General features: G+C 34.8%; 25 protein-coding genes and 1 tRNA gene. 2 read left to right on the plus strand and 24 right to left on the minus strand.

The window, feature by feature from the left end:
- Positions 1-73 precede the first annotated feature (73 nt).
- Positions 74-1,081: a glycosyltransferase family 2 protein gene (locus tag BMY56_RS12635; RefSeq protein ID WP_091624782.1), complete on the minus strand. Its 1,008-nt coding sequence runs from the start codon at positions 1,079-1,081 to the stop codon at positions 74-76.
- Between the two features lie 159 nt (positions 1,082-1,240).
- Between BMY56_RS12635 and BMY56_RS12640 the strand changes: the two genes are divergently transcribed.
- Positions 1,241-1,325: transfer RNA gene (locus tag BMY56_RS12640), tRNA-Ser, on the plus strand.
- A 236-nt stretch (positions 1,326-1,561) separates the two neighbouring features.
- Here BMY56_RS12640 and BMY56_RS12645 read toward each other — a convergent pair.
- The 6 genes from BMY56_RS12645 to BMY56_RS12670 form a co-directional block, all read right to left on the minus strand.
- Entirely contained in the window at positions 1,562-3,340 is a 1,779-nt protein-coding gene (locus BMY56_RS12645; protein ID WP_091624785.1) for an efflux RND transporter periplasmic adaptor subunit, read from the minus strand.
- A gap of 6 nt (positions 3,341-3,346) precedes the next feature.
- Positions 3,347-3,838 carry a DUF305 domain-containing protein gene (locus tag BMY56_RS12650; RefSeq protein WP_091624787.1) on the minus strand — a complete coding sequence of 164 codons (492 nt, stop codon included), beginning with the start codon at positions 3,836-3,838 and terminating at the stop codon, positions 3,347-3,349.
- A 12-nt stretch (positions 3,839-3,850) separates the two neighbouring features.
- Positions 3,851-4,114: a hypothetical protein gene (locus BMY56_RS12655; protein WP_177170967.1), complete on the minus strand. Its 264-nt coding sequence runs from the start codon at positions 4,112-4,114 to the stop codon at positions 3,851-3,853.
- A gap of 28 nt (positions 4,115-4,142) precedes the next feature.
- Entirely contained in the window at positions 4,143-5,360 is a 1,218-nt protein-coding gene (locus tag BMY56_RS12660; RefSeq protein ID WP_091624790.1) for a TolC family protein, read from the minus strand.
- Positions 5,357-9,118: an efflux RND transporter permease subunit gene (locus BMY56_RS12665; protein WP_091624793.1), complete on the minus strand. Its 3,762-nt coding sequence runs from the start codon at positions 9,116-9,118 to the stop codon at positions 5,357-5,359. Before BMY56_RS12665 ends, BMY56_RS12660 begins: the two co-directional genes overlap by 4 nt.
- A gap of 120 nt (positions 9,119-9,238) precedes the next feature.
- A complete protein-coding gene (locus tag BMY56_RS12670; RefSeq protein WP_091624795.1) occupies positions 9,239-9,661 on the minus strand; it encodes an HYC_CC_PP family protein in 423 nt (140 codons plus the stop codon).
- 717 nt (positions 9,662-10,378) lie between these two features.
- On the opposite strand from BMY56_RS12670, the gene BMY56_RS12675 reads away from it, so the two are divergent.
- Positions 10,379-11,701 (plus strand): GAF domain-containing sensor histidine kinase, encoded by a 1,323-nt coding sequence (locus tag BMY56_RS12675; RefSeq protein ID WP_091624799.1) that lies wholly within the window; start codon positions 10,379-10,381, stop codon positions 11,699-11,701.
- Here BMY56_RS12675 and BMY56_RS12680 read toward each other — a convergent pair.
- From BMY56_RS12680 to BMY56_RS12755, 17 genes are all read right to left on the minus strand, one after another.
- Positions 11,690-12,715, minus strand: coding sequence for an adenosine deaminase (locus tag BMY56_RS12680; protein ID WP_091624801.1), 1,026 nt, complete (start codon positions 12,713-12,715; stop codon positions 11,690-11,692). The genes BMY56_RS12675 and BMY56_RS12680 overlap by 12 nt on opposite strands.
- Positions 12,716-12,828: 113 nt before the next feature.
- Positions 12,829-13,212: a DUF3037 domain-containing protein gene (locus BMY56_RS12685; RefSeq protein WP_091624803.1), complete on the minus strand. Its 384-nt coding sequence runs from the start codon at positions 13,210-13,212 to the stop codon at positions 12,829-12,831.
- Positions 13,202-13,981 carry a HipA family kinase gene (locus BMY56_RS12690; RefSeq protein ID WP_091624806.1) on the minus strand — a complete coding sequence of 260 codons (780 nt, stop codon included), beginning with the start codon at positions 13,979-13,981 and terminating at the stop codon, positions 13,202-13,204. The genes BMY56_RS12685 and BMY56_RS12690 overlap by 11 nt, the downstream gene beginning before the upstream one ends.
- 146 nt (positions 13,982-14,127) lie before the next feature.
- Positions 14,128-14,808, minus strand: a complete 681-nt coding sequence (locus BMY56_RS12695) for a hypothetical protein (protein ID WP_091624809.1) — start codon at positions 14,806-14,808, stop codon at positions 14,128-14,130.
- 181 nt (positions 14,809-14,989) lie between these two features.
- Positions 14,990-16,036: an ACR3 family arsenite efflux transporter gene (arsB, locus tag BMY56_RS12700; protein ID WP_091624811.1), complete on the minus strand. Its 1,047-nt coding sequence runs from the start codon at positions 16,034-16,036 to the stop codon at positions 14,990-14,992.
- A gap of 2 nt (positions 16,037-16,038) precedes the next feature.
- Positions 16,039-16,671 (minus strand): arsenate-mycothiol transferase ArsC, encoded by a 633-nt coding sequence (locus BMY56_RS12705; protein WP_091625065.1) that lies wholly within the window; start codon positions 16,669-16,671, stop codon positions 16,039-16,041.
- A 38-nt stretch (positions 16,672-16,709) separates the two neighbouring features.
- A complete protein-coding gene (locus tag BMY56_RS12710; protein WP_091624814.1) occupies positions 16,710-17,042 on the minus strand; it encodes an ArsR/SmtB family transcription factor in 333 nt (110 codons plus the stop codon).
- 139 nt (positions 17,043-17,181) lie between these two features.
- Entirely contained in the window at positions 17,182-17,733 is a 552-nt protein-coding gene (locus BMY56_RS12715; RefSeq protein WP_091624817.1) for a GNAT family N-acetyltransferase, read from the minus strand.
- Positions 17,734-17,748: 15 nt separating this feature from the next.
- On the minus strand, positions 17,749-18,705 hold the full coding sequence (locus BMY56_RS12720; protein ID WP_091624819.1) for an alpha/beta hydrolase: 957 nt from the start codon (positions 18,703-18,705) through the stop codon (positions 17,749-17,751).
- Positions 18,706-18,800: 95 nt separating this feature from the next.
- Positions 18,801-19,829: a hypothetical protein gene (locus BMY56_RS12725; protein ID WP_091624821.1), complete on the minus strand. Its 1,029-nt coding sequence runs from the start codon at positions 19,827-19,829 to the stop codon at positions 18,801-18,803.
- Between the two features lie 256 nt (positions 19,830-20,085).
- Positions 20,086-20,952: a DUF5694 domain-containing protein gene (locus BMY56_RS12730; RefSeq protein ID WP_091624824.1), complete on the minus strand. Its 867-nt coding sequence runs from the start codon at positions 20,950-20,952 to the stop codon at positions 20,086-20,088.
- A 349-nt stretch (positions 20,953-21,301) separates the two neighbouring features.
- Positions 21,302-21,616, minus strand: coding sequence for an HPF/RaiA family ribosome-associated protein (locus BMY56_RS12735; RefSeq protein WP_091624826.1), 315 nt, complete (start codon positions 21,614-21,616; stop codon positions 21,302-21,304).
- A gap of 103 nt (positions 21,617-21,719) precedes the next feature.
- Positions 21,720-21,905 carry a hypothetical protein gene (locus tag BMY56_RS12740; protein WP_091624829.1) on the minus strand — a complete coding sequence of 62 codons (186 nt, stop codon included), beginning with the start codon at positions 21,903-21,905 and terminating at the stop codon, positions 21,720-21,722.
- Between the two features lie 65 nt (positions 21,906-21,970).
- Entirely contained in the window at positions 21,971-22,114 is a 144-nt protein-coding gene (locus tag BMY56_RS18670) for a hypothetical protein (RefSeq protein ID WP_177170968.1), read from the minus strand.
- Positions 22,115-22,547: 433 nt separating this feature from the next.
- Positions 22,548-22,814, minus strand: coding sequence for a hypothetical protein (locus BMY56_RS12745; protein WP_091624831.1), 267 nt, complete (start codon positions 22,812-22,814; stop codon positions 22,548-22,550).
- A gap of 242 nt (positions 22,815-23,056) precedes the next feature.
- Complete coding sequence (locus tag BMY56_RS12750) at positions 23,057-25,024, minus strand: heavy metal translocating P-type ATPase (protein WP_091624834.1); 1,968 nt, start codon at positions 25,022-25,024, stop codon at positions 23,057-23,059.
- 44 nt (positions 25,025-25,068) lie between these two features.
- Positions 25,069-25,485, minus strand: a complete 417-nt coding sequence (locus tag BMY56_RS12755; protein WP_091624836.1) for a Fur family transcriptional regulator — start codon at positions 25,483-25,485, stop codon at positions 25,069-25,071.
- Positions 25,486-25,565 lie beyond the last annotated feature (80 nt).

The following is a 25,565-nucleotide window of genomic DNA, read 5'->3' on the forward strand; positions in this document are numbered from 1 at the left end:
GAATTTACGAGCTTATTTGAAGGCAACTATTATTTGAACAATTCAAAACCTAAATTTTTATAATCAAATGTAACTAACAGAAGAAGAAATAATCTTTTGCAGATTTTTGCTTTAGGTCGGTAAAAAAGGATTTTATACTCATCTGTTCTTGTTCATTTGATACGGTAATAATACTTTGAGGGTTTTCAATGGTTTTCAATTTAGAGTAATGAATCAATTTTATTCCGTAAATATCTTTTCCAATTTTCTTCGGATTATCACATACCCATATAAAATGTATGTTATTTTCTGTGAGTGATTTGGCAATTGTTTTCCCCTTCTTTCCAGCTCCCCATACCACAAGAGTTTTGTTGGTGTTGCATTCTAATTTTAGAAAGTAATGGAGCTTAATTTCTAAAAAGTAATTCTGTGCATAGTGTTCACTAGTTCGCGAGGTACGTGTATCATAATCGCGCCAATAGTGAAGCGTTTTGTTGCAAGGGATACAAGTGAGACCTTTTTCATAAAATCGAAATGCAAGATCATAATCTTCTGGATATCGGTCGGGCAAAAATGCTCCACATGCATCTAAATCTGTCCTATGAACCATCCAACAGGGGGAGGGGATAACGCATTCCTTATATATCTCTTCAAAGTTTGTTCCGCCAGCAGTCAATTGGTTCAGCCATTTTGCATAGCGATCATAGCCATCATTTATTCCGTCTTTAGCGAAGTATTTTACTTGACCGATAGCTAACGAACCCTTTCCTTTTTCTTTCAAAGACGCTAGCATTGTATTTATTCTGTCTTGATTCATATGGTCATCAGCATCCATTCGGGTTATAAATTCACCACGACTATGCCCATATGCATTTCTTAGAGCCGTTATAATCCCCGATTCAGTATTCGTGAATATTTTAAAACGATTATCTAATTTTGAAAAGCGTTCGGCAATTGCTAGACTATTATCATCAGAATGGTCATTTATAGCTATAACCTCCCAGTTTTGATAGGTTTGACTACGGATGGATTCTAAGCATTCCTCAAAATATTCTTCAACATTTTTAAAAGGAATCAATATACTTACTAATGAATTTGCCATGCTGGCAAGTTACTTAAAAACTGAATCTCAGGCTTTTCACACCAATATTAATTAAGCGATAGTAATTAGGATGAAAATTAAATTAGAAAAGGCTTTATTAGATAAGAAATCATTTCTATATTTGCACCCGCATTCAGGGAATACCTGATGAGGCACTCAGGAGAAATGGCAGAGTGGTCGAATGCGGCAGTCTTGAAAACTGTTGAGGGTCACACCTCCGGGGGTTCGAATCCCTCTTTCTCCGCTTATATTAAAGCCCAATATCTAAAGATGTTGGGCTTTTTTCTTTTATGAGATGATTGCAAATACTATTGAGGCATAAGCAAATAGCTTTTTTGTAGACTGATAATTTTCAGTATTACTTCAAGCATTTTATGTTCATGGATATGTTTTATAATTCTATTTTATTCAAAAAGGCCTTATAAACTTTTTGTTTATAAGGCCTTACTTATTAAATAATCTTTTTAATTAAAAAAAGCATTAGTTTATTTCTTCAATCACACTACCACAAGTCAACATATCATCACCATAATAAGGGTTTTTAATTTCTTTTTCTGTGCTTAACCAAATTGCACCTTTGTTGCTATTAGCCATAGGACATTTTTGAACATACAATGTTTCTGAAGGAGTTTTGATATTCATCGCAAGGGCTACTATGTTTTCGTTTAAAACAACCAGTTGATCTCTTTGATTCTTTAAGTCTGAATTAGAAGAAATAGCATCTAGGATTTCAATACTCTTAGATAGATGTGAATTTTCCATTTTATTCAAATGGCTTTCTTCTATGGCTTTCATTTTTTCTAATGTCGTTTTTGCTAAAGCCAAGACTTGATTCGCATCACTTGCTACAAAGGCATCCACCATTTTAAAATATGGTTCTAATGCTGCTTGAAAAGCTATTTGAAATGCAACTGGTAAATTCATTTCCATAAATAAATCTGAATTAGGTTTGTTTTCCGTATTAGATTCTTGTATTCCTAAATGACCTTCGTGACCAGTCATTGTTTTACCACCAGATTTATTCATCATAGATTTCTTACCCTGCAACTGTGCCGCTGCATCGACTGTAAATGTACCCCTAGTAACGATTTCGTCTCCATTTTTCAAACCTGATGTAATAGTAAAATTATCGCCATTGCGAACACCAAGAGTTACCTCCCGCATTTCAAAAACAGCTTCATTCGGATTGGTCTTTATATATACTAAAGAGCGTTCTCCTGTCCATAAAACAGCACTTGCAGGAATGCTCAATGAATTTTCCGTTGTGTGTATTGCACCCTCTATTTTACCTGTGACAAACATTCCTGGCTTAAACAAATTTTCTTTGTTATTCAAGGTCGTACGAATCGTTACTGTTCTGGTATTATTATTAAGAACAGGGTCAATGAATGAAATGACCGCATCGAATTCTTTATTAGGGTATGCGTTCGTGGTAACCTTGATTTTCTGTCCTTTGTTAAATTGGGAAATTTGCTTTTCATAAGCATCAAATTCTGCCCAAACCGAATTCAGATTACTTACGCTGAGAATAGGCTGACCTTGTTTTACGTAATCGCCTTCTTTCGCAATAACTTCTGTTACAGTTCCTGAAACGGTAGCATAAACTGGAAAATTATCTCGCACACTTCCTGATGCTTCAATAGCGTCGATTTGTTTGTCTGATAGTTTCCAGTTTTTCAATTTATTACGTACCGCCTTATACAAAGCTGGTTGCGATTCTTTTAAAGAGGCGGCTGTAATTAATTCTTGTTGCGCCGCTACAAGACTTGGTGCATAAATCGTGGCCAACAATTGCCCTTTATTTACTTTTTGCCCTTCATAATTCACGTTCAATTTTTCAATCCGACCATCAAAATAGCTTGCTTGAACTGCGTTATTCTCTTCATTTTCGGCAATCTTTCCAGATAGGGATATTATTCCATCTTCATCAGATGCCTCAACGCTACCCACAATGGTCGTTTGTATGTTCGCCAGTGCCATTGCGTTCTCCGTCATTTTGATTTCATTGAAGGCAAGGCCTTCGGCACTAGTCTCAGCAGGAATCAAATCCATCCCACATATAGGGCAATCGCCTGGCTCTGGCTGCATTATTTGTGGGTGCATCGAGCATGTCCACATCTGATTTTCAGTTGTTTCTAAATGATTATGGTTATCCGTTAAATCTTCATTAGTTGAATCTGCGTTAATACTAAATAATAAATAACCACCAAGCAATCCTATGATTACTGCTAAACTGAGGTATAAGATATTCTTTTTCATTTCTAATTATTTTTCGTTTTGTAGTCGTTCGATCATTGCCTTCATTTCTTCTATTTCTTTTTTTTGTGCTTCAATTATATCATTGGCTAGCTTCCTTACTTCAGGATCTTGAATGTCTGCCCGTTCACTTGTTAGAATGGCAATAGAGTGATGTGGTATCATGGCCTTCATCCATAATACATCGCCTACTGTAGATTTTTGGTCACGTACAAGTCCTAAGGCGATTACAAAGAAGGCAATACTTCCAAGGACTATCGCTATATTTTTCTTCTTATTATTGTACATGCCTCGCATTGCAACTAACATTATTATTGCCATTGCTGCAATACCTAAACAACTCATATAGAATCGCGTTAAACTAAAATACACATGGTCTATTGAATAGGTGTTTAAATACATTGTAATATACATTGCTATAAAAGATGCTACGAGCATCAAAACAAACCTTGTATAATTTCCTTTTTTCATTTCTTCGTAGTTTTGTTTTTTTGAGTCCATTTTTATATCATTTTAAATTAAGTACATTGGTAATGACAGAGACAGAGGCAGTTTTTTCAACAGTTTTATCAATTCGATTTTTATCTGTTCCACTAATTGTTTTTCAGGACTTTTAATAAGGGAAAAGCCATTGTTTTCGAGAATAGGTATCAATACATTCTTTTCTAAGGCATCATCGATATCTAGTTTCAACCTGCCCAATTCTATTTCAAGCAACACGATATTCTTATCCCCCAGTTCGTCACTAATGACTTTAATACATCGGTCACAAACCATATTTTTATATAATAATTCTTGACCATAATTAGTTGATTAAGTAATTGATTATAGTCGATTGCACATAGTACATTTGCACCGACTCGAATTGATTGATTTGAAACTTCAACTGCAATTCCTGTATGTCAAGCACATCGTTAAAATCAATAGTTCCAGTTTCATAATTCTTGATAAGAATTTCTTCGGCATCATTTGCCTGCTTCATGTTTTTTTCTTGGATATTATATTTAATCCTAGCTTGATTACGTTGTGATATGGCTTTTGCGAAAGCAGACTCCAACACATTCAATCGATTCTTTTTTTGAGCGTTGATTTCTAACTGTTTCAGTTCGTTTTGCTTGCTTCTAGAATCGAACTGCTTATTGAAAATGGGGATAGAAACCGAAACCATTGGCATTAGAATATCTTTTCCATTATCACTAAAGTTCATATCGGGACGGTCAGAAACTGGCAAATAGTCCAGTCCAAAACCAATCATAGGATTGCTTTCAGCTTGATTCAGTAATTCTGATTGTGCTATGGATTCATAGAGTTTGTCATATTTAAGCAACTCTGGATTAAGTGATAAGTTATTTTCATCGTAAAAGATGTCTTCGCTGGGCAACATCAATGCTTCGAGAATGGTTACACTAGTATTTCCATCTCTATTCAGCAACTTGTTGAAAGCGGTTTGCTCTCCCAAATAGGTTTCCTCTAGCACCTCTTTTTGTTGCTGCAATTCGTTTTGTCTAATCTGTAATCGCAACACATCTACTGCGGAAGCTTTGCCAACTTCCACCGAGGTTAATGCTAGTTTTTCATAGGTTTTTAGTAGCTCTATATTCTCGTCAAGCACTTTTTGTCTTGCCTTAATTGTATATAAGCTGTAGTACGATTGAGATACGGAAAGTGCTATCTTACGCTTGGCGATTACGATTTCTACATATTCGGCATCCGCTATTGAACTTGCATAGTTTTCTCTAACTGTGATTGTTCCGAACCAAGGCAACATCTGTTTTGCCGAAAAACGTGCCCTTTGCGCTCCCGTTCTAGTTTCTGGTTCGCTTACAAAATAGCCAGCACTAAATTCCGTATTCGGAATCCAATTAGCTTCTTTCACTTTTTCTTCAGCAATGTTATGGCGAAGATTGTAGGCTTGTATCTCTGGGCTGTTACTTTCAGCTTCCTGTATAAAGGATTGCAATTGTTGCGCTTTCGCGAAAGCCGATACAAGCAAAAGGCAGATTGTCAATTTTATATTTTTCATTTGCTTGCTCTTTTTAGTTTAAATTCTTCTCTCCAACTATATAGCACAGGAACAATAAAATAGGATGTAACGTCGATGACCATTCCGCCAAAAATTGGTATAGCCATTGGTATCATAATATCGCTTCCTTTTCCTGTGGATGTAAGTACCGGTAGTAATGCTAGAATTGTGGTTACCGTGGTCATTAAACACGGACGTATTCTTTTACCTGCTGCATCGAGGGCTATAAGCCTAACTTCCTTTTTGTTGGTTGGCTTTTCGCGGTCAAAAGATTGTGTAAGGTAGGTTGCCATTACCACTCCATCATCGGTAGCAATACCAAATAATGCGATAAACCCGACCCAAACGGCGACACTCAAATTGATGGTTTTCATATTGAATAGGTCTCGCATATTCTCTCCAAAAAAGCTGAAGTTGAAGAACCAATCTTGACCGTATAACCATATCATAATAAAACCACCTGCAAAAGCAACTGTGATACCTGTAAATACCATAAGCGAAGTTGAAACAGATTTGAATTGGAAGTACAGAATCAGGAATATGATGGCCAAAGCCAATGGCACAACAACCGAAAGTGTTTTCTCTGCTCGTAACTGATTTTCGTATGTTCCCGTAAATTGATAACTGATTCCTTTAGGAACAGTTAATTCTCCAGCTTCTATTTTTTGTTTAAATAAAGCCTGCGCATTTTCAACTACATTTACTTCGGCAAAACCATCTAGCTTATCAAATAATACGTAGCCTATAAGGAAGGTATCTTCGCTTTTAATGACTTGAGGTCCTTGTTCGTAACGAATGTCCACTAATTCGCCCAAAGGAACAGGACTGCCTTTTTCTACTGGAACGTAAATCTTTTTAAGGTCATCTGGATTGGCACGTAATTCTCTTGGATAACGTACACGTACACCATAACGTTCTCGACCTTCCACGGTTTGGGTAAGCTGCATCCCACCCACAGCTACTTGAAGTATTTCCTGAACATCCATAATCGAAATCCCATATCGGGCTAATTGCTCACGTCTGATATCAATTAACAGATATGGTTTACCCACTATTCGGTCGGCAAAAACGGCTTGCTCTTTTACACCTTCCGCTTGCTTTAAAATGGTTTCAAGCGCTAATCCAAAAGCTTCGATTTGGGTTAAGTCTTGCCCTTTTACTTTGATTCCCATAGGTGCGCGCATACCCGTTTGCAGCATCACTAATCGGGTTTCGATAGGTTGCAGTTTAGGTGCAGATGTAACGCCAGGTAGCTTCGTTACTTTTACGATTTCATTCCAGATATCGTCAGGACTATTTATGTCGGGTCGCCAATTTCTAAAGAACTCGCCATCATCATCTTCAATTAATTGCTCCCGATGAACACTGAATGGTTCTTTTAATTTTGAAGCATCATAATTGGGATTTTCCGTTTCTATTTCAGAATTTGGGTTAATGGTAAGGTAATCGCCTTTTAATACAAAAAGGCCTTCATCATTAACTTGATAGCGTTGTTTTTTACCCTTTGCATTATGCATATATTCAGATTTATACTGAATCATATTTTCATACATTGATAAGGGTGCCGGGTCGAGCGCGGATTCTGTTCTACCAGATTTACCCACCACCGTTTCAATTTCTGGAATGGTTGCTACTGCCATATCTAGTTGCTGTAGCACACGTTTATTTTCTTCAACGCCAGCGTGTGGAAGCGATGTAGGCATCAAAAGGAATGAACCTTCGTTTAGGGATGGCATAAATTCCTTTCCAGTATTATTCATTATCCAAACACCTGAAATTAGTACTGTAGCAGGAATGATTAGAAACAGTAATTTGTTTGCCAATGCCCAAGTCAAAATCTGGTCGTAGTATTTTCTTAAAACCGAGAATATTCCTAAAACCCCAAAGCAAATAACCGCAACAAAAATTAAGTTGATAAAGACACTTCTATCAAAACCTAACGGTCTCCAATACTCTGCGAGTAGGAAAACAATAGCAGCTGATGATATGATGATGTTAATCAGGTTAACTTTCTTCTTATCAAGAATGCCCTTTAAATTTAAGAGCCCCGTTACTCCGAAAGCAATTAGAATAATCCCTAGCCAGTAGCCTGAAATCATAGCAATGGTTCCCAGTACTAAAAGAGAAATTTGAAGTACGTAATTAAACGAGGATTTAATGTTTTTCTTTCTGAAGAGATATGCCGCTAACGGCGGAATTATGAATAAGGCGATAACCAATGATGCTGAAAGTGCCATCGTTTTGGTAAAAGCAAGCGGACGGAATAGTTTTCCTTCAGCACCGACCATAGTAAAAACAGGTACAAAACTTATAATCGTCGTTAAGACAGCTGTTAATATTGCCCCTGAAACTTCAGCGGTTGCATTGTAGATGATTTCATTTGAAGTGTATTCCTTTCCGCTTTCGCTAAAGCGTAATTTTGAATCATCCATATGCCGTATCATATTTTCGGCTAGAATAACACCTACATCGACCATTGTACCGATTGCAATAGCAATACCTGAAAGTGCAACAATATTTGCATCGACATTGAATAGCTTCATTGTGATAAAAACCATTAATACGGCTACAGGTAGTAATCCAGAAATTAGGATAGACGCTCTTAAATTGAAGACCATTATGATGATGACCAAAATGGTAATCAGGATTTCCAGCGTCAAAGCTTCGTTAAGGGTATCTAGTGTTTCTTCAATAAGTTCTGTGCGGTCGTAAAATGGTACTACGGTCAATTGAGAAGTGCGACCATCTGTCAATACTTTTGATGGTAGGCCGCCTTTAAGTTCATCAATCTTCGCTTTCACATTATTGATGACCTCCATAGGGTTTGCACCATAGCGAGCTACAACCACACCGCCAACAACTTCTGCACCTTCTTTGTCAAGAATTCCGCGTCTCGTTGCTGGTCCGAGTGTAACATTTGCGATATCCTTTATCCGTAGCGACGTGAAATTTTCAGAAGAGACTACGGCATTTTCCAAATCGGATATAGATTTCACATAACCCAAACCACGAACCAAATACTCAGCTTGATTGATTTCCAAGGTCTGTGCACCAATATCTTGATTGCTTTCTTTTACAGCTTGTACAACTTGCCCAAGATTGATATTATACTGACGCATTTTTTCTGGGTCAACATCCACTTGATATTCCTGAACAAAGCCACCAATAGAAGCCACTTCCGAAACACCACTTGCGCCGGACAAGGCATATTTTACATAGTAATCTTGAATACTTCGTAATTCCTGCAAATCCCAACCACCAGTAAGGTTTCCTTTTTCATCACGACCCTCTAAAGTGTACCAATATATTTGTCCTAGTCCCGTGGCATCTGGACCCAATGCAGGATTCACCCCTTGCGGTAACAAATTAGCAGGAAGTGAATTAAGTTTTTCCAGAATGCGACTTCGTGACCAGTAGAATTCGATGTCTTCTTCAAAAATGATATAAATGCTAGAAAACCCGAACATAGAGGAACTACGAATAGTTTTTACACCAGGAATACCTAACAAGGAAGTGGTTAAAGGATAGGTAATTTGGTCTTCAATATCTTGCGGTGAACGTCCATCCCATTTAGTAAAAACGATTTGTTGGTTCTCCCCAATATCTGGAATAGCGTCAACCGCTACAGGATTTGAAGGTAAAAAACCCGTATCCCATCCAAATGGTGCATTTACAATACCCCAACCTACAAAAAGTGATAACATTAGAACTGCAACGAGCTTGTTCTCGATAAGAAATTTGATAGCTTTATTAAGCATGTGATTTGATTATTAAACAGTTATGAATGACTTGATATTCTAAAACACAGAAAAACAAATACAACAATTTGAGCCCAAAACGATAGGTATCATTGGGCGCATTTTATACTGTCTAATAAATCAAATCAAAAATGTCTGGTCAAGAATTTGAACATCCCGTAAAAGTGGAGGAGGGACATAATCTTTAAAAGAAATTATATTATCGTCCTTCCCTTGGAAAAGAGTTATAAGGGAGTAGGTGAAAGAATAAACAAATTGTTGTTGGTCAAAAGTAAACCGGTCGAATGAAATTTTCAAATCATCCTGACCTTCGATGGTAACTTCGACATCAGAACAGCAGCTCTTTTCCATCTCCATAATTTCACATGAACTGGAGGTTTTCGACATTTCTGCTTTCATCATGCAGGTGTCTACCATGTCGAACATACTAAAATCTACCAAATGGTCACCGCAGAAGTGCATGTCCACAGAAAAAGACATTGTGGACAATAGCACAATGAGCGCCATCAAAATCGAGGTTATTTTATGTAGAACTTCTTTCATTCGTTAGATAAAATTACGAAATAATACACTTTGTTGTAATCTTTAACAACACTTTAAAGTTATTACAAATCCATTTTTCTTACTTTATAAATTATTTCGTTTATATATAACTGTTTGAAAGAATTTAAAATCAAGTTTTGTATTAGTTGAAAACCTAACAATAATGACCAATTTTAGTTTTGAGTAGTTTTTAAATTTTAACGGCAAAGTATGTAATCATATATTGCTAAATAACCGTAAATCTGGTAAAATTCTTAAACTTTTGATAAAAAGGCGCGAATTCGGTGTCGGTAAAATTCTAGTAAGCTTTTAGGTACCATAAATACTTAAAAAAGTAGAAAAAAGGATAGTTCCTCTTTCTCCTCTAAAAGTAAAGCCCAATATCTAAAGATGTTGGGCTTTTTTCTTTTATGACTTTACATAAAAACTGTTTTAGAGAATAGGAGACCACCAAAAATTTTTGAATTAGAATTTTAAAATGTGATTTGCTTTAAAATTAATAGCCATGCGATTGTGGAGGGAAATCGAGTTATTTCAAATAAACCACACTTCTTAAAGTCTGATTTAGCTTTTAATTTATATTTGGTAAAAGAGAGAAGCAGTCTCGTAATTTCTATATTTTTTGTTTTTATTCGTATTAACTTATAATGTTAATTGGTTCTTTATATTTGTTCTCTTTTTAGTTATTATTTATAAAGACTTATCTCTATTAAGACTATGATAAAAGCCAAGATTCATGATAAGGAAAAAGAAAGACTAGCGCTTCTTAATTTGTATTCAATTTTAGACACACCGGCTGAAAAAGATTATGATAACCTTACCAAACTTGCAGCTGAAATTTGTCAAGCACCTATTTCTTTAATCACCCTTCTTGATGATAAAAGGCAGTGGTTTAAATCTCATCATGGCATAGATGTTTCTGAAACGCCTATAGAACATTCATTTTGTGCACATGCGATTATTGGGGATGAAGAAATTTTCACTATGGATGATGCGAGGGATGATGCTCGTTTTCTTGATAATCCGTTAGTAACAGGTAATCCAAATATTGTATTTTATGCCGGTATTCCATTAAAGAATGCTACTGGCATACCATTGGGTACTTTATGTGTAATGGATAGAAAGCCCCGTATATTGACCGATAGTCAAAAAGAATCACTCAAAATTTTATCTGAACAAGTCATAAATTTATTAGAGCTTAGAACAAATAAATTAGAGCTTGAAAAAACGCATAAGAAGCTTAAAAAGTTTTCTAAAAAATTAGAAAAAAAAGTTTTCCAAAGAACTAATCAGCTTGAAATCAAGACTATTAAGTTAGAGTTGATGATTAATGATCTTGCTTCCTTTTATCATATTTGTAGTCATGATTTACAAGAGCCTTTAAGAAAAATTCAAATGTTCATTTCTCAAATAAGTGAAACTGAATATGATAATTTATCTGTTCATGGAAAACATAAATTAGAGCGTATTGACCTTTCTGCAGCTCGTATGCGAAATTTAATACAAGATTTGTTGACATACGGTTACAATGAAAATTTGGAGAACAGCATGATGAATGTTTCTTTAAATAAAATGGTGGATGATGTAAAAGATGTCTTGAGCCAAGAACTAAAAGAGAGTAATACGGTCCTGAAAGTTTTAAGTGATTGTATGATAACGGTAAGGCCGATTCAGTTTAAACAATTGTTATTTAATTTATTTACCAATGCTATTAAATTCACCAAGAATAAAGAATTTCCATCTATCGAAGTTAACGGTGAAATTATTGAAGGTGCAGCATACCCGAATCTTAATTTATCTGTAGAGACTAAATATACACGTATTGTTGTAGCCGATAATGGAATTGGGTTTGAACAGAAATATGCAACAAAGGTATTTGAAATTTTTCAACGGTTACATAGCAACGAAGAATATCAAGGTACAGGTATAGGTTTGGCTATTGCGAAAAGAATAGTTCTTACGCATAGAGGTCGAATCAGCGTTGAAAGCAGCCCTGGTAATGGTGCTACATTTGAAATTTTTATTCCTTTAGCTGAATAGTGAATTAAAATAATCTCTCACTTCTGTAATCCGTTTTTGTTTGGTATCAGTATGTAACCAACTCGCTTTAAAAGCATTTATGGCTAACTTCATTAACTGGTCTTTGTTTAAATTAAGGGCTTTTGTCGTCTCAAAATAATTCTCATTCATATAGCCGCCGAAATATGCAGGATCATCAGAATGAATGGTTGCTATAATTCCTTTTTTGAGCATTTTAGCAACAGGGTGTTCTTCCATTTTCTGTATTACTTTTAGAGCCACATTACTAGTAGGGCAAAGCGTTAATGGAATTTTTTCTTCTACTAATCTTCGAACCAATTTTTCATCATCTAAACATCGATTACCGTGGTCTATTCGTATCACTTTTAATACATCTAAGGCTTCCCAAATATATTCTACTGGACCTTCTTCACCGGCGTGGGCTACTAATTTATATCCGTGTTCGGCAGATGCTTTAAACACATTTACAAACTTACTTGGCGGATTACCCATTTCGGAGGAGTCTAAACCGACACCATCAATTAAATGCTTGAATGGGAGGGAAGCTTCTAAGGTTTTAAATGCGGCTTCTTCACTTAAATGCCGCAAATAAGACATAATAAGTTTATAGGAAATATTAAATTCTTTATTGGCTTTTTCTAAGGCTTTGTAAATTCCATTAAAGACAACTTCGAATGCAATACCTCTATTGGTATGTGTTTGTGGGTCAAAAAATACTTCTACATGAACTACATTCTGGCTATGTACTTTGGTAAGGTATGCCCAGGTTAAGTCGAAAAAATCTTGCTCGTGAATCAATACTTGGGCACCTGCATAGTAGATATCTAAAAACTCCTGAAGATTATTGAATAGGTATGCTTTCTTTAAAGACTCAATAGAATCATATGCTAAAGTAATATTATTTCTTTCCGCTATTTTGAACATCAGTTCTGGTTCAAAACTTCCTTCAATATGTAAGTGAAGTTCTGCTTTCGGAATGCCTTGAATTATTTTATATAGTTCAGATGATTCCATTTTGTAATGTTTATAAAACTATTGATTTTGCAAATAACATTGGACACCCGAATATCCTTTTGTAATATGAGTCGTTTTAAAACTAATATATCAGTAAAAAATTCAACCATTTCTTACAATACATACTTATTAAATATATCTTCTAATTCCTTTTTAGGTTCAAAGCTAAGTCCAGAACGAGTGGTTGAGCTTTGAATTATTGTGCTTCTACAGGCTGTTAGCCATCCGAAGCGGTCAGGTAAATCTAACTTACCTATTGGTCCACCAGAAGCATTTCCATCACAAATTAGTTTCCATGCTTTTAAATAATCATTTATGATTTCTTCTTCAATTTCCGGGGCAAAGGCTTTTAATTTGTCTGGGTCAATATGATATTTTATATCAAGAAATTTAATCCGCTTACAAAATAAAATAACCCCCACATTAAAGAATTCTTCACGTTCTACCTTTGGTACCAGTCTAATTATGGCATATTTGAATGTGTATCTATCTTGCATCTTCAGTTTCTTTAACTAATATATCAATCATAGATAATTTTGTAGTTATAAATTGAATATACGCTGCTCTTTTTTCATCTGCATTCAATACATCCGATTCACTCATAAGCCAGTCTTCCGGAATTTTTGAGACAATCTCTATAATTTTTTCTGGGGTAATCAAACTTTGAATTTCTTTTCCTGCATCGATTAGGGCAGTTGCTTGTTGCAAAAGCACATGGTCTTTTATAAAGGGGAATGTTCTTGTAAGGTGACTCTCCCAAGTTTCCCAATTATGGTGAAAATAGAAACTAGCTCCGTTATCAATCACCCAAAGTTCATTATGCCAATACAGTAAATTAGCATTCTTAGCTGTCCGGTCTATATTACTGATAAGGCTATCTAATACTACTATTTTTGATGCTGTTAGTGCATCTATTTTTGAAATTAAAGGGTCGAATGTAATAGCGCCAGATAAAAAGTGTAAACCTAAATTTAGGCCGACACTAAACTTAAGTAAGTCTTGAATTTCTTCATCGGGTTCTGTATTACGAAACGAATCATCTAGATTCATAAAAACCAACTCTGGAACTTTTAAACCAATAGCACGTGCCAATTCTCCGCCAATAAATTCAGCAATAAGCGATTTTTTTCCTTGGCCAGATCCTCTAAATTTTAATACATATAAAAAGTCATCATCAGCTTTTACAATAGCAGGCATTGAACCTCCTTCTCGTAAGGGTTGTAAATATTGAACAACATCTACTGTTCTAATATCAATTGTATTCATACATGCTAAAATAGAGTTTGTAAAGCTAAAGGTATTTTGCAAATTTAAAGTGACCTAAGGTTTCAGCTATTTATAAGTACACGAAGACAATAAAAAATAGCCAGTTATTTTTTATTTCTAGTTACTTTTCAATCTTCATTCTGATCCTATTCCTTATCTTTTGGTAAAGGTGAAAGCATAATATGTGCTCTATGTGTACCAGCATTCATAAGCCAAGGATGATTTGGTGCCGTAGGGGCTTCGGGTATACCAATAGTTTCTGATGTGGCCCAAGGAATATAAGTTACATAACGCAATTGTGCACCATCAACAGCTGCGGTTTCTGGGTCGTACATGGTATTTGGCCCGTAGTAGATATGTAGTGTGGAACCGGGAGTTATTTTAAGTTTTCCTGATTTCATTTCTTCTTCACGAATGGTAAAGATTTCTTCAGCGGATTTTCCCTCTGCTCTTAATGCTCTACCTCTTGCCATAAAAGGCTCAAGGTTTTTATGGTAGCATGCAGCATTAAAACCATCTTTGGTTGGGTCATCTGCAAGCACAATAAATTCATTATCCCCTTCTTTCAACGTCACAAATTCACCTGCCATATTATAACCAATTACTTTAGATGTAAGCCTACTTTTTTCGGGAGCGGCCATTAAAGCGGTAGCAACTAAATCTTCATCGGTTTCAATCGCTTTTAAATTTTTATTGATGTCTTTTGATGCACTTTCTGTAGTTGGTTCAGTTGTTGAAGTTTCTTGTGTGGTAGTTTTTGCTTTGTCTGATGAGTTACAAGAAATCAGAAATGCGTTGAAAATGAGTACTGTAAGAATATGTTTCATGGTTTGTAAATTTTTTAGGTGTCTCTGTTAAGATAAGAAATATAGAAGTGTAAAATGCTTTTTTATTCCTCCGGGTATTAAGCAAAATTTATTTTCTTTTGGATATCTGGTAAAATCTAAACCCAAAAACTACCTTAATTGTGTATTCATGATACTATAGAAAATAACTTTCTATGTTCATCTACCCTTCGACTTTTCCATAATATTTTTTCTTCAACCAAAAGGAAACTCGAACCAACAGTATTAATGCTGGTACTTCAACTAACGGACCAATAACTCCTGCAAAGGCCTGTCCTGAATTTAATCCGAAAACTGCAATGGCAACTGCAATGGCTAATTCAAAATTATTACCTGCGGCTGTAAAAGCTACTGATGCGGTTTTGTCGTATGCTGCTCCAGTTGCTTTGGTTAAGAAAAAGCCAATGACGAACATTAACGTAAAGTAGATAAGTAAAGGCACCGCAATTAGTAGTACGTCCATAGGTATTTGAACTATTAATTCCCCTTTTAGCGAAAACATAATTACAATAGTAAATAACAGCGCAATCAATGTTATTGGTGAAATGGCAGGTATGAATTTGTTGGTATACCAATCTTCGCCTTTTAATTTAACTAAAATTAGTCTACTTAAAATCCCCAGTACAAACGGAATTCCTAAATATATGGCTACACTTTCTGCGATAGTGCCAATAGAGATATCTACAATAGCACCTTCAAATCCAAAGTAGGGTGGAAGCACGGTTATAAAAAGCCATGCGTAAAAACTATAGGCAAAGACTTGAAATATACTGTTTAAGGCTACCAAGCCTGCTCCATATTCACTACTGCCTTCGGCGAGGTCGTTCCATACCAAGACCATGGCAATACATCGTGCTAGGCCAATTAAGATTAGACCAACCATATATTCAGGGTAATCTCGTAAAAATGTAATTGCCAAAATGAACATTAAAACTGGACCGATTATCCAATTTAGGATAAGGGATATAGAAAGGATTTTTGTGTTTCTAAAAACTTTTGGTAGAAGTGAATAATTGACTTTTGCCAAAGGTGGATACATCATTAAAATTAAGCCAATGGCAATAGGTATGTTCGTAGTGCCATTACTGAATGAATTAATGATGTCGGGGAATGTTGGTATGAAATAGCCAAGCGCAACACCGAATGCCATGGCTACAAATATCCATAATGTTAGATTCTTATCAAGAAAACTTAATTTTTTTGATTTCATTTTTATGAGTTTATTTGAGAGAAAACGTAAAATAATTCCGTTGCAATTTGTAGACTTCTTTCTTTATATTTTTCGGCTTGTTGCGGTGTGTTGTCAAAAGCTTTAGGGTCTTTAAAAGTTATCGGAATCCTTATTTCTGCACCTGGTACAAATGGGCACGCTTCATTTGCCGAATCGCAAGTCATAATCGCTGCAAACTCAGATTTAGGATTAAAGTCATCATCTAGTTTTTTTGAAAATCCTATTACTGGATGCTCGTTATCAGCATATTTAATACTGTATACGGGATTCTCATTTTTTGAAATAGTTTTAATCTGAAAGCCTGAATTTCGTAGCGTTTCTGCTGCCATGGGGAAAAGTGCGGTAGCTTCGGTACCTCCAGAATAGCAAAAGACATTTTTAATATCGAAATAATGAGCCATAGTTTGAGACCAAACTTGCGATAAATGACTTCTTCGTGAATTGTGGGTACAGATAAAATTGATGCGTATTTCTTTATTTGTTGCAGCCTTTGATTGTATAAAATCAATTAACGGTTTTAAAATTTCTCTTCGTTCATTAGTGACATTAGCTATGTTTAACGAGCCGATTATATTTTCAATTTCTGTAAATAATGTTGTTTTGATTATGGCCATATTAAGTATTGTATTAGTGTGATTTATAGGATGAATTTTTAACAACAATTTTCATTCTTAGCTATATCTTGGTTAAGAAATGCTGACATGGTTTCTTTCATTTTTTTCCAATTTTCGGCGTGTATACAGTAGCAAACACTCGTGCCTTCTACGTTTCCTTTAATTAAACCTAAATGTCTTAATTCTTTTAAATGTTGTGATATGGTGGGTTGTGCCAATCCGATTTCGTTGACCAAATCTCCGCAAACACATGCATTTATCTTAAATAAATGCTGTAAAATCGATACTCTAGCTGGGTGCCCAAATACTTTTGCAAAAAGTGCAATTTCGTTTTGTTGGTCGGTAAACATTTCAGTTTTGGCTAATCCCATTTTGTGTTATATTTATTAATCGCAATGTTACGATTAAGAGATTGATAATTCAAATTAAAATTGAGATTTGTTTATTTAAGGTTGGAAGTGATTAATGCAATTTGGTAAGGTAAATTTTAGTGTGTGGGTAATCTTATAATTATTTACTTCTTTCGTCAGTTTCAAGAATCGAATATTGAAAATTGTCTGACCAGCCAGTTTTCAACGGTAGTATTTGCCTAAGGCGACCTTCTCGTAGCATTCCTGATTTTTCTAAAACCTTAATTGAACCAATATTCTCCACAGCACACCCAGCTTCTATACGGTGTAGCTTAAGTGTATCGAAACCAAAATTTATTATGGCTTTTAATGCTTCAGTGGCATATCCTTTTCTCCAATAATCTGAATGTATTTTATACCAAACTTCAGCTCTTTTATATTTTTGCTGACCAATTTTTAGCCCGAATAGACCCATGAATTTTCCATTCGATTTATTGTCAATTGCAAACGTGTAATTTTTAATCTCTTCAGATCGATTCTCTTTAATCCAAGGTTCGATGATAGCTTTGGTTTCTTCCATACTACTCGGAATACCTAATGTATTGTATGTATCAGTTTCGGGCAATGAATGCAGCGTATGTATTGAAGTTAAATCTGATATGTCTATTAATCGTAATCGTATTCTTTTAGTTTCTATTACAGTCTTGTTCATTATAATTCACCCCTTTTATTCGTTAAATCTATCTATAAAAGCAGTAAATGATTGAATAAATTGATTTCTAGGTGTTTCCATAAAAGCAGCATGGTCACCACCAGATATTACCACCCAACTTTTATCGGCCGTCTTTAATCGCGTGAATAACTTTACTTGGTTAACTGTTGGTGCTAATGGGTCGAATTCTCCTTGAATAAGTAATACCGGTGTGGTAATTAATGTAGGGTCAATGTTATTATACTCACTTTCATGTCTCCAATCAACTCGTATTGGGTCATACGCTAAGGCTATCTTTACATAGGTGTCTACTGCGTTTTTACTAATACTGCCAGGTATAATAAAATCACTTGCTGCATTTTTTGCAGTATTTATGCTTTTCAATAATTTCTTATCATTGGTGTCTTCTGGTATTTTGGAATCTAAATCTTGCCAATACCCAAAAACCGTTAAACTTGCTATATTTTTAGAATCTTTTTGCGTTGCAAGTAGTGATAGAGTTGACCCCATTGACCAACCGAATAAATGAACCTTCGTCTTATTATTTTCTTCCGAAATCCAATTTAAAACATTTAGAATATCGTTTGAAGCTATTTCTGGTGACGACCATTCTGTAGCATCTCTAGGTGTTTTTCCGTATCCGCGTAAATCAATAGCATAGGTAGAATATCCTTGTTCTACTAAACCATCCATTAAAGACAAGTCTTCACCTTCTACCTGTAAATCAAAATCTGGAACACCGCTCCAAGTTCTTCCATGAACAAAAAGAATAAGTCCTTTAGGATTTTCAACTTTTTTCTCCCAAACTGCCATGGGGTGTCCGTTCGATAAAACAGTATGTTTTACCAAAGAATCCTTAACCAAAAAAGCAGTTGTATTGCTTTTTTTAATCGGTTGATAGTCAGCTTTACAAACTATAGTCGTTATCAATAAAAGAACTAGTACCCATTGTTGTTTCAAAAGAGTTGTCATGTGGTTTCTATTTTAGGTTGATGAGAGTGGTTATAATTTTTCCTTTAGAATATTGGACTAGGGCTTTTCATAGGAGGTTTTGTTAGCCACAGTTTTTAATCCGTCATCATTGTTTTCCACATTTTCATTTTTCGTATTATCAATTGTCTAGCCAATAATTGAACATTGTTTACATCGTAAGGGCTAATATATTGTGTTAGTTCTTTAAACTTATGAGAAGCAATAAAGTTTCTTAGATAACTTGCGTGATGAATAGCTTCAGGAAAAGTTAGAGTTTTGTCTCGTACATCTTTATGATAAACTATCCATTTTGAATCGACGCCGAATAAAGGCTTAGTTTCCAGTTCAATTTTAGTAGGTTCCCCTCTATAAATCCAGTCGAATGTTAATTGGGAGTCAATATTCGCTTGTATTAACCTTTCGGTAATATTTTTTAAAACTTTAGGGTTCCATTCTCCAGTTTCATTATTTAAAAACCTTGGATTAGTAGAACTGGAACGAACTTCTAAACCAAACTCTTCTATTACAGAGAAAGCAGAAACTATTGCAAATGCAGAACGGGTGTGGTAGCTATGTTTAATGTCATAATTATCAAAAGCTTGCCCATACATCGGGTCAGCAGATTTTGGAGTAAAAGAACTCAACTCTAAACTAACTTTGTATTTCTCTATTGCATAAATTAGTTGTTTATCCTTTACTGCCAAGCTTGCTATTTGGCAACCAAAACCAACGTGTTCTATTCTTTTCAGGTAATTAATAAATGGTTTTTTGCTATACCATTCATTCTGTTTTTCATTATACTCTGTAAGGAAAACGAAGTTGGTAGTCAACCCTGGTTCTGGATATGCTAAAAGCATTCCTCCGTGGATTATAGAAAGTAAATCTTCTGCTTTTTCCTCACTTACTGCCTCAATTAATAGTTCTAGTTGGGGAATTTCATCTTTACGTGCCAATTTAGGGTCACGTCCTCCAATGTAATGTCCAAATGACATCCCATCTTTTGCTTCCCAAAAACAATTTGAAGGTTCTTTGACTAAAATTAGTTTAGCGTTGTCTAATTTTAACTTTTTGATTTTTAAAGAATCTCTTTGGTCAATTATAAGATGTGTTCGGTAGATTCCCATTTATTTCAAATTGTGGCTAACAATTGTATATAGTAACAAGTTACTATATTTTTATTTTACCCGTAATTTAATCAAAACTCTTGGAGTGTCAATAGGTACTGATATTTAGTGGTATACTAAACGCTCTTAAATGGGTATTTTATAATTAACGCAAGCGAACAAAGTTATAGTTATAAAAAACAAAAAAGCCCATCTAGTACAGATGGGCTGTGTGTTTGTTTTTTGGAAAAGAAAATGAGGTTTCTATAATGAATTATTATTTTAAATACTCGAGAGTATTCAGCATTTCAAATTTCGGACTTCGCTTTATAAATTCACGTAACATTGCCGTATGGGCAGAGCCCATTAAAATAAGGACCCTATCGTTCTTATTCATTTTAATTCGGTTTAGGTTAGAATATATTTTCATGTTGCGATGGTAAAACAGGGCTGCTTGATCAGCTCCTACAAAATTGTCACCTATACCCACGTAAAAAAGTTTGTCGGCATTTGCGTTTAAAGAATAATCTAACATTATAGGTTCATTAAGTAATGCTAACTTTTCTAAAAGTGATAAATTATCGAAATTGTTGTTTCGCTTTTCCATTTCTGGATATGCCTTTAATGGATTGTTGGTGATTTCTAAATAGGTTACTGGGTCAATAGCATTAGTTAATTCTGGGGTATTTTCAATAAAATCTCCTACACTATAATTATAGCCCATATGATTGTCAATACCATACACTTTATGGAGTCCGTTAATTCTAGCAACATCAAAACCAACCATACTCAATTCGCCATATTGCATACTAAGTTCACTAGGGTTTTTTAAAAAATCTTGATAGGCTTTATTTATATCATCATCAATTTCAGGTAGGTATTCTAGACATATAATGGTGGGTTTAAATTTCGCCAATTGAATTGACAGTTTTCGAATTTCTTCTTGTTCCTTAGTATTGTTTTCATCAAACTCAACCTTGGTAGCATCGCTAGTAGAACCAAAATGAAAAAAACCAACATTTAATACTTGAATTTTATCTGTTTTTTTAGATTTATCAACTGAGACTTTTTCAATTGAATTTTCAGAAATGCTATTTGAACAACCTAGCAAAGTAAAAGAAAGGATAAGGATTAGTTTCTTCATGTTAAGTTGTTCTTTCAATATTTGTGTCTTGCTTTTTTATTTTAAAATAATCGAATAAATGTAGTAATTCCTTTTATTTGAAGATCAAAATATTTATCTGATATAGCGGTAATTTTATGGTTTAGTTTGGGCAGGAAAAATCTAGGGCCAATAATCTAAATTTTATATCTTGTTCAGATTAAAGTAACAGATTTTAATCTAGTTTTTAAAATCATATAAAACATTTTATTTAACCGCGCTTTTTTATCAAATTTAGCTTTCAACAAGATTTAAGAAAGGTATCTTTTTCATTATCCGTCATTTTATCTGTTGATTCAATATCAATATTATACATAATTTTTTATAAATATTAATGCTTTTGACTTTTTCCTATAATGGTTTCAATAGCATTTTTTATTTTGTCAATGGCACCTGCTACGGCAAGGTCAATTGTATTTGCCTGGTTACTGATAGCAATGGGTTGTCTGCCTTCAAGTCTAGCCTCTATTAGACACGAGATATCATTAAATCCATCCTTTTTTCCATTCTCATCTTTTAAGTGAACCTCTATTCTGGTAATATGAGATTCGAACCTTTCTAAAGCTTCGGTAATTTGAGAACTAAAAAAATCACCACTCCTTTGTTCTCCAGAAATTGTTTTGTCAGTATTTATTTGAATTGTCATAGTTTATTGTACTTTTTTAAAGGTTTCTAAAAGGCTATTTAAGTTATTTGAATAGCCTTTTAGTCCCTTGTTATACTCCTTTTTCGATTCTCGGTATAAGGTTTTAGTTCTTTTGGTCATCTCCTGGTCTGGGTGACTTAAATACGTCCATTCCCTCTTTTCTATGCTCCACCACTTGTTCCTTTATAAATTCACGAAACTCTCTATTGCTCTGATTATCTTGTTTGGTGAATTCAGCTACTGTTTTGGTTATTCCTCTTGACTTGGTATTCAAATATGTTGTACTCATATGTATTTGTTTTAATTAATTACTCTTTCTTTTTTCCTTCTGCTCCTATGTAATTTTTAATTCCCTTAACTTTTGTTTTGCTGTTTTTTTACAGTGGTCTCATCATAATCAAAATGATTGGTAAGTTGGTCGGTATTACCGGTCGGATTTGTTGGATTAGTCTGTTCTTTTGTTCTTTTGAATTTCTTTCTATCTTTTATCATTCCCATGTACATCGTTTTAAATGTTCATGGGTAGTATACGGGTTAAATACCCGAACTCTTACAATGTTGTCTTAAAATCGGGAGTTTAATGTTAAATTTAATTAACCTTTGGCATACGCTTAAAAGGTTAAGAGCTGCTAATAATTTTCAAATGAAGGTTTCACTGTAACAACTAATAACTGTGTAGCTTTAAGTCAGGCTTGCTATTTTAAAGTTAATGATAGTTTGTAAATGAACCTTTAAAAAGAAGCTGACTTTTGGTCTTAATAGTTATCGGGATTATACAGAGACGAAAATTTAAATTATGTTTTTTTTCTTTTAAACGCAAAATCCAATCCCGGTAGCTATCGTGATGACGAACTACACATATGAGCCCAAGCTTTTGAATTTAGCGTTTTCGCACTATTTACTATAGGTGTTCTAAGTTAGCAAACGTATTTTAGCACATCATTGACTTAATCAATACGCTCTTTATAAAATAGTCCGAAGGGTCAACTTTATAATAATCAACTACGTATGGAATTTTGAAATATGGAATATGGCCATAAAGCTCAATCTGTTCGTTATATTTTTTGATAAATTCGTTATCCTTTTCTAATGCTCTAAGAGCCTTCCGAAATTTACCATTTACGTTCATAATTGGTATAGTCATCTGATATGAAATGAAGTAATTGATAGTTTTAAATTCTGATAAATCTATACCCATAATTGTACAAATACCTGATTCGAAGGTTCCGTCTGTTTTTAAAGTTCCGTAGGCGGTTTTTATTTAATCCCCTTTAATTACTGACTGAGGAACGGTTAAGATATGTAGTTCGTTAGTCATGTAGACTAATGTTTTAAGTGTTTTGAAGCAATTGTTTCAAGCAAATGGAATTATTACTTTTAATGAATTTGAACAAAACGTACTATTAAAAATAGATCGCTATTGATTTCATCGAGTTTACTTTAATCCCAATTCATTCTTTGTAACCGAACAGCATTTAAAATTGCTAATAAGGCAACACCTACATCGGCAAAAACAGCTTCCCACATGGTTGCTATTCCTCCTGCTCCTAACATTAAAACGATAACTTTTACTCCAAAGGCTAGTGCTATATTCTGCCATACAATGCTTCGTGTAGATTTGCCAATTTTAATGGCTCTGGCAATTTTAGAAGGTTGATCTGTCTGAATAATTACGTCAGCGGTTTCAATGGCCACATCGCTGCCTAACCCACCCATTGCAATACCAACGTCACTAACTGCGAGTACTGGGGCATCATTTATACCATCGCCAATAAAGGCTACTTTGGTGCCAGGCTGTTTTTTCAACTTTTCAACTTCATACAGTTTTTCTTCAGGTAATAACCCTCCTTTTACCCAATCAATGCGTAGTTGTTTTGCCACTTCTTGTGTAATGGAATCTTTGTCTCCAGAGAGCATAATAATTTTTGTGATTCCTGCAGCCCGTATTTCCTTTATAGCTTGGAGTGCGTCATCTTTTAGTTCATCTGCAATGGTCACATAGCCAGCAAATTTTCCGTCTATAGCAACCAAAACAATAGACTCTACGATTTTATCGATTTCGATTGAAAGGTCAATCTGGTTAGATGTTAATAAGGCTTTGTTTCCTGCTAAAACAGTTTTGCCGTTTACGATACCTTTCAATCCTTTTCCTGCAATTTCTGAAACATCCGTCACCTTAAAACCCTCACCTTCCGTTTTATATTCTAATATTGCTTTGGCAATTGGGTGGGTAGATTGCTCTTCAATGGCGATCAAGTACTTCATGAATTCAGCTTTGGTAAAGATCTGATCTATAACAAGATCCTGAATCTTAAAAACACCTTTAGTAACGGTGCCTGTCTTGTCCATGACCACTGTATTTACTTTGGTTATGGTATCTAAGAATGATGCTCCTTTAAACAGAATTCCGTTTCGCGATGCAGCTCCCAATCCGCCAAAATAGCCTAATGGTATCGAGATGACCAAAGCGCATGGGCAAGAGATTACTAGAAATATCAATGCCCTATACAACCAATCTCTAAACACATAATCATCAACAAAAAAGTAGGGTAGTAATGTTAGGCCAATTGCGAGATAAACCACTATAGGCGTGTAAATACGGGCAAATTTTCGAATGAACAACTCAGTTTTTGACTTTCTAGCTGTAGCATGTTGTACCAAATCTAAAATACAGGCAATTGAACTATCTTTAAATTTTTTCGTAGTTTCTATCTCAACAACACCTTCTAAATTTATGCTTCCGGCAAATACCGATTCCCCTTTTTTAAGTGTATCCGGTTTACTTTCTCCTGTTAATGCAGCCGTATTAAAAGAGCCTTTATTAGACAATAAAATGCCATCTAACGGTACTTTTTCACCAACGCGAACTTGAATTTTCTCACCTATTTCAACCGATTCTGGATCCGCCGAAATAAAATTGTTATTGCGAAAGACCAATGCTTCATTAGGTCTTACATCAAGCAAAGCTTTAATATTGCCTTTGGCCCGCTTAACGGCAGCACTTTGAAAAAGTTCACCCACCGCATAAAATAACATCACAGCAACACCTTCGGGATATTCCCCAATTGCAAAGGCCCCTGTGGTGGCAATACTCATTAAAAAAAACTCAGTAAAGAAATCACCATTTTTAATGCTATTCCATCCTGCTTTTATCACAGGAAATCCTACGGGAATATAAGCCACTATATACCATATAATGCGCATCCATCCTTTAAAAAATGAAAACGTTTCAAAATAATCTAATGCAATACCTATAATCAGCACTACAAAACTGAATATGGCAGGGAGGTAGGTTTTTATTTCTGCTGTTTTACCTGCGTGATCATGGTTATGACCATCATCATGACTATGCCCATTAGAATGTTCTTCTGTTTTGAGGTCTCTTAGATTTACTTTTTTCTTCTTCATAATTCTCGCAAGTTCGAAAAATAATGAATGCAACCGTAGTGCATTTAATGTTTACTACAGGTATCGCAGATGCCTTTAATAACCAAATTTACATCTTCGGCTATATACCCAGAAGGTAAATTAATATGTGGGATTTTATGTTCGGTTAGGCAAACTGTTTTGTCACAGTGGGTACAGTGAAAATGTAAGTGAAGGTCCTGGTCAATTTCACAATTGCAACCTGGTTCACACAGGGCAAATTTTGAAATATTGGTGCCATCGTCTATTTGGTGTACAATTCCTTTTTCTTCAAATGTCTTAAGGGTACGGTAAAGTGTAGTGCGCTCAGCTTTTTCAAAGGCATTCTCGATATCTGTCAATGCGACTGCACTATCCTTTTCGGCCAAATACTTATATATCAAAATACGCATGGCCGTAGGACGTACACTTTTATTCTCTAAAGTTTTTTCAATATCTGTCATCCTCTTTTATACTAAAACTTTCTACCCTTAAGTTTATAAATCAGAAGTAAATATGAATAAAGATCTTTTAAACAATTAGC

This window comes from Maribacter orientalis (assembly GCF_900109345.1).
GTDB classification, from domain to species: domain Bacteria; phylum Bacteroidota; class Bacteroidia; order Flavobacteriales; family Flavobacteriaceae; genus Maribacter; species Maribacter orientalis.

Coding starts and splice junctions, on each gene's coding strand:
- BMY56_RS12635 (WP_091624782.1), bottom strand. CDS start 1,081: ATGGCAAATTCATTAGTAAGTATATTGATTCCTTTTAAAAATGTTGAA.
- BMY56_RS12645 (WP_091624785.1), bottom strand. CDS start 3,340: ATGAAAAAGAATATCTTATACCTCAGTTTAGCAGTAATCATAGGATTG.
- BMY56_RS12650 (WP_091624787.1), bottom strand. CDS start 3,838: ATGGACTCAAAAAAACAAAACTACGAAGAAATGAAAAAAGGAAATTAT.
- BMY56_RS12655 (WP_177170967.1), bottom strand. CDS start 4,114: ATGGTTTGTGACCGATGTATTAAAGTCATTAGTGACGAACTGGGGGAT.
- BMY56_RS12660 (WP_091624790.1), bottom strand. CDS start 5,360: ATGAAAAATATAAAATTGACAATCTGCCTTTTGCTTGTATCGGCTTTC.
- BMY56_RS12665 (WP_091624793.1), bottom strand. CDS start 9,118: ATGCTTAATAAAGCTATCAAATTTCTTATCGAGAACAAGCTCGTTGCA.
- BMY56_RS12670 (WP_091624795.1), bottom strand. CDS start 9,661: ATGAAAGAAGTTCTACATAAAATAACCTCGATTTTGATGGCGCTCATT.
- BMY56_RS12675 (WP_091624799.1), top strand. CDS start 10,379: ATGATAAAAGCCAAGATTCATGATAAGGAAAAAGAAAGACTAGCGCTT.
- BMY56_RS12680 (WP_091624801.1), bottom strand. CDS start 12,715: ATGGAATCATCTGAACTATATAAAATAATTCAAGGCATTCCGAAAGCA.
- BMY56_RS12685 (WP_091624803.1), bottom strand. CDS start 13,212: ATGCAAGATAGATACACATTCAAATATGCCATAATTAGACTGGTACCA.
- BMY56_RS12690 (WP_091624806.1), bottom strand. CDS start 13,981: ATGAATACAATTGATATTAGAACAGTAGATGTTGTTCAATATTTACAA.
- BMY56_RS12695 (WP_091624809.1), bottom strand. CDS start 14,808: ATGAAACATATTCTTACAGTACTCATTTTCAACGCATTTCTGATTTCT.
- arsB (WP_091624811.1), bottom strand. CDS start 16,036: ATGAAATCAAAAAAATTAAGTTTTCTTGATAAGAATCTAACATTATGG.
- BMY56_RS12705 (WP_091625065.1), bottom strand. CDS start 16,671: ATGGCCATAATCAAAACAACATTATTTACAGAAATTGAAAATATAATC.
- BMY56_RS12710 (WP_091624814.1), bottom strand. CDS start 17,042: ATGGGATTAGCCAAAACTGAAATGTTTACCGACCAACAAAACGAAATT.
- BMY56_RS12715 (WP_091624817.1), bottom strand. CDS start 17,733: ATGAACAAGACTGTAATAGAAACTAAAAGAATACGATTACGATTAATA.
- BMY56_RS12720 (WP_091624819.1), bottom strand. CDS start 18,705: ATGACAACTCTTTTGAAACAACAATGGGTACTAGTTCTTTTATTGATA.
- BMY56_RS12725 (WP_091624821.1), bottom strand. CDS start 19,829: ATGGGAATCTACCGAACACATCTTATAATTGACCAAAGAGATTCTTTA.
- BMY56_RS12730 (WP_091624824.1), bottom strand. CDS start 20,952: ATGAAGAAACTAATCCTTATCCTTTCTTTTACTTTGCTAGGTTGTTCA.
- BMY56_RS12735 (WP_091624826.1), bottom strand. CDS start 21,616: ATGACAATTCAAATAAATACTGACAAAACAATTTCTGGAGAACAAAGG.
- BMY56_RS12740 (WP_091624829.1), bottom strand. CDS start 21,905: ATGAGTACAACATATTTGAATACCAAGTCAAGAGGAATAACCAAAACA.
- BMY56_RS18670 (WP_177170968.1), bottom strand. CDS start 22,114: ATGGGAATGATAAAAGATAGAAAGAAATTCAAAAGAACAAAAGAACAG.
- BMY56_RS12745 (WP_091624831.1), bottom strand. CDS start 22,814: ATGGGTATAGATTTATCAGAATTTAAAACTATCAATTACTTCATTTCA.
- BMY56_RS12750 (WP_091624834.1), bottom strand. CDS start 25,024: ATGAAGAAGAAAAAAGTAAATCTAAGAGACCTCAAAACAGAAGAACAT.
- BMY56_RS12755 (WP_091624836.1), bottom strand. CDS start 25,485: ATGACAGATATTGAAAAAACTTTAGAGAATAAAAGTGTACGTCCTACG.